The following is a 5,425-nucleotide window of genomic DNA, read 5'->3' as shown; positions in this document are numbered from 1 at the left end:
CGGCCCGAGGCGAGCACGGTGGGGCCGCGCTTCTCGTGCACGCGCCAGGGCGAGACGGGATGGATCAGATGCGCGCGGTCGATCGCGTCGAGCGCGGCGTGGTGGGGCAATGCGGTGGGATGCGTCATGTCGGTGTCGGATGGAGCGAGAGCGAAGAGGCTTTCGATGGCCATCAGCTTAGGCGGCGCACCGCATCGCGTGGTGCTGCTTTGGGTGCATTGCGCGAAGCAGGCTGCGGTTGTGTGCTTCGCCACAGCAGATCGTGCCGTGAGACCTCTGCGGCGAGAAAGCGCCCGCGTCGGATGCCGTGCTAGCCGAGCACGCGGTCCAGCGCCTCCACGAAGCGCTGCAGCTCGGATTTCCGGGTGTAGACATGCGGCGAGACTCGCAAGCCCTCGACCGGCCCCATGCGGCGGTACTTCACGTGCACGTGGTGCCTTTCGCGCAGCTCCCGCTCGACATGCCTCATGTCAGCGCCGGCAATCGAGAACAGGCTGACTGCGGCGAGCCGCTCGTCGTCGACCGGCGTGTGCAGCCTGAACCCTCGAATGCCGCTGGCCAGTCCTACCCAATAGCGGGTCAACTCGCGCAAGCGAGCGTGCATGGCATGGACACCTGTTTCGCGATGAATCTCGATGGCGGGGGTGATGCCCGCCTGCAGGGCGGAGTTGTAGGTCCCCAGGTTCCAGTGGTCGAACTTGTCGATGCGATCCGGCGCGTCTTCGAACGGTGCCATCAAAGGCCATGTGGATGCTATGCGCTCGCGGCGCGCGATCAACATGCCGTTTCCAACGGGAGCACCCAGCCACTTGTGGAGGCTGGTGACGAAGAAGTCGCAGCCGAGCGTTCGGAAGCTGACGGGCATCTGCGCGAAGGTCTGCGCACCGTCGACCAAGGACACCACGCCACGTTCGCGCGCGAGCTTGCACAGGCGCTCAGCGGGAAGCACGCGCCCCGTCCAATGCAGCATGTGCGTCAGCTGCATCACGCGCGTTCGCGGCGTCAACGCATTCGAGTAGGCGCTCACGATGGCGTCGTCATCGTCGAGCGGATCGAAGCGCGCGGTCACGACCCGGATGCCTTCCCGTGCGGCGCGCTGCTGCCAGCCGCCGAGGGCACTCGGGTAGTCCCACTCGGAGACCACCACTTCGTCGCCGGGCTGCATGGTCACGCCGAAGATGACCGTGCTGAGTCCTTCCGTCGAGTTCCGGTTGAGCGCGATCTCGGCCGGATCGCAATCGACCAAGGCAGCCAGCGCGTCCTTGATCGAAGGCAGATTCGCATCGAGCCGGGTCCACATGTTGACGTCGGGGTTGCGGCTGACCAGGCGAAAGGCCTCGATCGCCGCCTGCTCGACGGCTCGTGGTGGCGGGCTGACGGCCGCGTTGTTCAGGTTGAGCAGCGGTTCCTGCGCCGGATAGCGCGCGCGCACCTGCTCCCAGCGCTCCTCGTTGTCGCGTTGAGGTTCCTGCATCTCCTCAGTACCCCCGCGCGCGATCGACCAGGCCGATCATCGGTTCGCCGGCCTCGAAGCGCTGCAGGTTGTCGAGCACCACCTCTGCCGCGCTCAGCGGCTGCGTCATGCTCGCGATGTGCGGCGTGAGCTGGACGTGCGGATGGCGCCAGAAAGCATGCTCCGGCGGCAGCGGCTCGGGGTCGGTCACGTCGAGCACGGCATCGCCGATCTGCCCGCTGGCCAATGCGGCCAGCAGATCGGCATCGATCAGCTGCGGCCCGCGGCCGACGTGCACCAGCCCTGCGCCTTCGGGCAGCATCGAGAACAGCCGGGCATCGAGAAAACCGCGCGTCGAATCGGTGAGCGGCAGCAGGCACACGAGGATGTCGGTGCGCGCGAGGAAAGCGGGCAGCTCGTCGGCGCCCGCATGGCATTGCACGCCGTCGACTGCATGCCGCGAGCGGCTCCATCCCGCGCAATCGAAGCCCAGGCCGACGAGCTGCGCCAGCACCGCCTGGCCGAGCGAGCCGAGCCCGAGCATGCCCACGCGCCGCTCGCTCGCGGGCCGCACGGGCAGCGGGCGCCACTGGCCTTCCTGCTGCTGGCGCCGGTAGCTCGGCATGTCGCGATGAAGGCCGAGCACGGCATGCGTCACATACTCGACCATGCCCTGCACGATGCCGGGCTCCACCATGCGCACCACCGGCAAGTCCGGCGGCAGCGCCGCGAAGTCGAACTGGTCGACGCCGGCGCCGGAAGAGAACAGCACCTCCAGGTTCGGGAAGCGCTCGGCCAGCTGCGGCGGCGGCTCCCAGGCCGCAAGAAAGCGCACCTGCGCCGCGTCGCCGATGTCGGGCCAGATGCGAAAGTCGATCTCGGGCGCGCGGCGCCGGAACACCTCGGCCCACTGGCGGCCGCGCACCGGGTCTGACTTGTAAAGGAAGGTGGTCGCGCCCATCGCCATCAACCGACGGCTTGGGTCACGATCGCGAACAGCGCCGGCCCGCCCGGCGGCGTGGCAAGCGGCGCACCGCGCACCATCGTGGTCGGCGCATCCACGCGCAAGAGGCCGATGCTCTCGAGCCATTCGGCCAGGCCACTGGCGAAGTCGATGTCGATGCGCGTGAAGTTTCCAGCGTTCATCCCGGCGAGGTGCGCGATCAGCGCCTTCGCGCCTTCGGCATCGGGCGCGACGACGGGGCCGATCGCATGCCCGCGCCCGAAGCGGCGCAGCATCGCGAAGCCGCGCGGCTCGTTGTCATGGTCGAGCACCACGCAGGCGTCGGCGCTGGCCAGCAGATCGGCGATCAGCGCATCCCGCGGCATGCCGCGCGCCGCCGCGTCGAGCGCCTGCAAGGCCGGCGCCTCGTGCAGGCCGGCGGGCCGCAGGCGCCAACCCGTCGGCAGCGCAACCAGCGGCGCGGGCTGGGCCACGCCCTGGTGCTGGCGCAGCTCGCCGGTGCGCACGAAGCCCAGCCGTTCGTACAGGCCGCGCCCGTCGGCGGTGGCATGCAGCAGCACCGTGTGCGCGTCCAGGCCTTCGAGCAGCGCGCTCATGAGCCGGTGGCCGAGGCGGCGACCCTGGCAGGCCGGCGCCACGATCACGAGGCCGATGGTGGCGTGACGCTCGCCCCAGCGCCAGCGCAGCGCGGTGGCGACGAGCTCGCCGTCGCGCTCGGCGACGATGCCCTCGGCATGGGCGAAAACCTGCTCCCAGTCCGCGGGGCGGTGCGGCCAGCGCAGCTCCGCCGTCAGCGCATGTGCGAGCGGCAGGTCCGCGGCGGTCATTGGTCTCAGCACCACGCCGTCGAGAGCAGGTGCATTCGGTGTCTGGGCAGGCATCGGGAAGGTCTTGTTGCAGCGAAAAGGCAGGTCATCTTGGACGACATCCGCGCCTTTCGCCAGACCCAATTCGCGCTTCTCCGCAACTTGCAAGCTTCGCCTGTCGCGGCCCCTGGTTTCGCAATTCGATGCGGCAGCGCGCGCGCTTACGCACACAAATGCCGCGCCAACCTGCCTAGCATCGAGCGCCGTTTCGCGACCTCGCGTTTCGGCAACAGATTGCCATCGAAAGTCCACCATGCAAGTCTTCGACCCGCGACAGATCCACGTGCCCTCGGGCCATTTCATCGGCGGACGCCTGGTCCCCGATGGCGGCCGCATGGTCGTGCAGCGGCCCTCCGACGGCCAGCCGCATGCCGAGCTTCCGCTGGCCGATGCGGCCACCGTGGACGCTGCCGTGCACGATGCCTGGAGCGCGTGGCGCGCGAGCGACTGGGCACGCCGCGCGCCGCGCGAACGCGCGCGCGTGCTGCGCCGCTGGGCCGATCTGATCGAAGCCGACGCGGCGCGGCTCGGGCCGCTGGAGGCCGTGTGCTCCACGCGGCCGGTGCGCGACGCCATCGCCTGGGACGTCCCATTCACGGCCGAAGGCCTGCGCTTCTTCGCCGAGTACGCGGACAAGCTCGGCGGCGAGGTCGCGGCCACGCGCCACGATCATCTGGGGATGGTGGTGGCTGAACCCTATGGTGTGGTCGGCGCCATCACGCCGTGGAATTTCCCGCTGGTCATGGTGTCGTGGAAGGTCGGCGCCGCGCTGGCCGCCGGCAACGCGGTGGTGCTCAAGCCCTCGGAACTGACGCCCTTCTCCGCTCTGCGGCTGGCCGAGCTGGCCGTCGAGGCCGGCGTGCCGCCCGGCCTCTTCAACGTCGTGCAGGGCGATGGCCGCACCACGGGCGACGCGCTCTCGCGGCATCCGCTGATCTCGAAAATGACCTTCACCGGCTCCACCCGCACGGGCGCCGCCATCATGGCCGCCTGCGCCCTGACCGGCCCCAAGCCGGTGACGCTGGAGCTGGGCGGCAAGAGCCCGCAGCTGGTGTTCGACGATGCGCCCGATGTGGACCGCCTGGCCGGCATGATCGCCGGCGCGATCACCGGCAACGCGGGCCAGGTGTGCGTGGCCGGTTCGCGGCTGATCGTGCAGCGCGGCATCGCCGAGGCGCTGTTCGAAGGCATCGCCGCGCGCTTCGAAGCGCTGCGCCCGGGCGCGACCTGGGACGACGCGGCCACGCTGCCGCCCATCATCTCGGCGCTGCAGGCCGGGCGCATCCAGGACGTCGTCGATCGCTCGCGCGAGGCCGGCGGCCGCATGCGCTGCGGCGGCGGCCTGTTCGACGGCGGCCCCGGCGGCGCCTACTTCCGGCCCACGCTGATCGAGGGCGTGGACGCGGCCAACCCGGCCGTGCAGGAAGAGATCTTCGGACCGGTGCTCACGGTGCAGACCTTCGGCGACGAAGAGGAAGGCCTGGCGCTGGCCGCCCACGAACACTACGGCCTGGCGGCCGGCGTGCACACCGCCGACATCGGCCGCGCGCTGCGCGCGATGCGTGGCATCTCCGCCGGCACCGTCTGGATCAACCGCTACGGGCGCAGCGCCGACTTCGTCATCCCCACCGGCGGCTACCACCAGTCGGGCATCGGCAAGGACCTGGGCCGCCAGGCGGTCGAGGCCAACCTGCGCTTCAAGAGCGTGCTCATCGACTTCGCCGCGACGCACTGAGGTGCGCGGCTGCACACGCGAGGGGCAGACCGCACGGCATGCCGCCGCACCCCCTCCAAACCGCAGCTTTCGTGCGCCGGGCGCCCCATTTCCCTACAACCCGAGCGCTTGTGCGTGCTGCAATCACTTCGTAATGAGCTTGTCGCATTTGCCACCCAAGGAACCGAGACCATCATGAGCTTCCGTCCCAAGTACATCACCTTCGACTGCTACGGCACCCTCACGCGCTTTCGCATGGGCGAGATGACGCGCGACATCTTCGCCGACCGCATCCCGGCCGAGCAGATGGAGCAGTTCATCGCCGATTTCACGGCCTACCGTTTCGACGAGGTGCTGGGCGACTGGCAGCCCTACGAGGTGGTGCTGAAGAACGCGGTGCGCCGCCTGTGCAGGAAGTGGAAGATCCA

At 69.6% G+C, this 5,425-nt stretch carries 4 protein-coding genes and 1 pseudogene; 2 read left to right on the top strand and 3 right to left on the bottom strand.

Annotated elements, in window-relative coordinates:
- Positions 1–310 precede the first annotated feature (310 nt).
- From BLS74_RS33425 to BLS74_RS33415, 3 genes are read right to left on the bottom strand one after another with little or no spacing between them, the layout of a single operon-like run.
- Entirely contained in the window at positions 311–1,474 is a 1,164-nt protein-coding gene (locus BLS74_RS33425; RefSeq protein WP_093112318.1) for an aminotransferase class V-fold PLP-dependent enzyme, read from the bottom strand.
- 4 nt (positions 1,475–1,478) lie between these two features.
- Positions 1,479–2,414, bottom strand: a complete 936-nt coding sequence (locus BLS74_RS33420; protein WP_093112322.1) for a 2-hydroxyacid dehydrogenase — start codon at positions 2,412–2,414, stop codon at positions 1,479–1,481.
- Between the two features lie 5 nt (positions 2,415–2,419).
- Positions 2,420–3,298 (bottom strand): GNAT family N-acetyltransferase, encoded by an 879-nt coding sequence (locus BLS74_RS33415; RefSeq protein WP_093112320.1) that lies wholly within the window; start codon positions 3,296–3,298, stop codon positions 2,420–2,422.
- Between the two features lie 238 nt (positions 3,299–3,536).
- On the opposite strand from BLS74_RS33415, the gene BLS74_RS33410 reads away from it, so the two are divergent.
- Entirely contained in the window at positions 3,537–5,018 is a 1,482-nt protein-coding gene (locus BLS74_RS33410) for an aldehyde dehydrogenase family protein (RefSeq protein ID WP_093112316.1), read from the top strand.
- A gap of 174 nt (positions 5,019–5,192) precedes the next feature.
- Positions 5,193–5,425 (top strand): annotated as a pseudogene (locus BLS74_RS33405) (haloacid dehalogenase type II); the annotation flags it as partial.

The sequence above is a fragment of the Variovorax sp. CF079 genome (assembly GCF_900101545.1).
Classification (GTDB): domain Bacteria; phylum Pseudomonadota; class Gammaproteobacteria; order Burkholderiales; family Burkholderiaceae_C; genus Variovorax.
This window is presented reverse-complemented; position numbering and strand designations above follow the sequence as displayed.